Source organism: Methylobacterium sp. BTF04 (assembly GCF_010692745.1).
Classification (GTDB): Bacteria; Pseudomonadota; Alphaproteobacteria; order Rhizobiales; family Beijerinckiaceae; genus Methylobacterium.
Genome location: NZ_JAAHTB010000245.1, coordinates 1 through 594, shown reverse-complemented (window position 1 = coordinate 594; position 594 = coordinate 1). Strand labels below are relative to the sequence as shown.

Genomic DNA, 594 nt, shown 5'->3' with positions numbered 1-594 from the left:
CTTAGAGTCCGTTTTGGAAAGTCACGGATGGGTGGTTCTGCGTAGCAGGTTTCCGCCCATGGCGACGAGGATCATGGCCTCGGAGACGTCGAGGCGGGCCTCATAGTCGCGCACGAGACGCCGCCATCGGGTCATCCAGCCGAAGGTGCGTTCGACGACCCATCTGCGGGGCAGAACCTGGAAGCCCTTCTGGTCGTCGGAACGCCGGATGACCTCAATGACGAAGTCTAGATAGGCGGCCTTGTCCATCAGTTTCAGCCGGTCGTAGGCCCCATCGGCGAACAGATGCTTGACCCAGGGCCAGCGCTTGCGGATGCCGTCGAGGATCACCTGAGCCCCGGCGCTGTCGGAGATGTCGGCGGGCGTTAGGTGGACCATCAGCAGCCGCCCATCGGTATCGACGGCGATATGGCGCTTGCGGCCGACGATCTTCTTACCGGCGTCATAACCCCTTGTTTTGCCTTGCGGGGCCTTGACCGACTGGCTGTCGATCACCCCCGCCGAGGGGCTGGCCTCGCGACCGGCTCGCTCACGATCCACCATCAGCGCCAGATCATGGATTGTCTGGAACAGGAACCGTCGTGCAAGTTCCCG

At 63.0% G+C, this 594-nt stretch carries 1 protein-coding gene; it reads right to left on the bottom strand.

The features are described 5' to 3' along the window. Positions 1-21: 21 nt before the first annotated feature. On the bottom strand, positions 22-594 hold a 573-nt coding region (locus G3T14_RS24555; protein WP_163645057.1), incomplete at its 5' end, for an IS5 family transposase.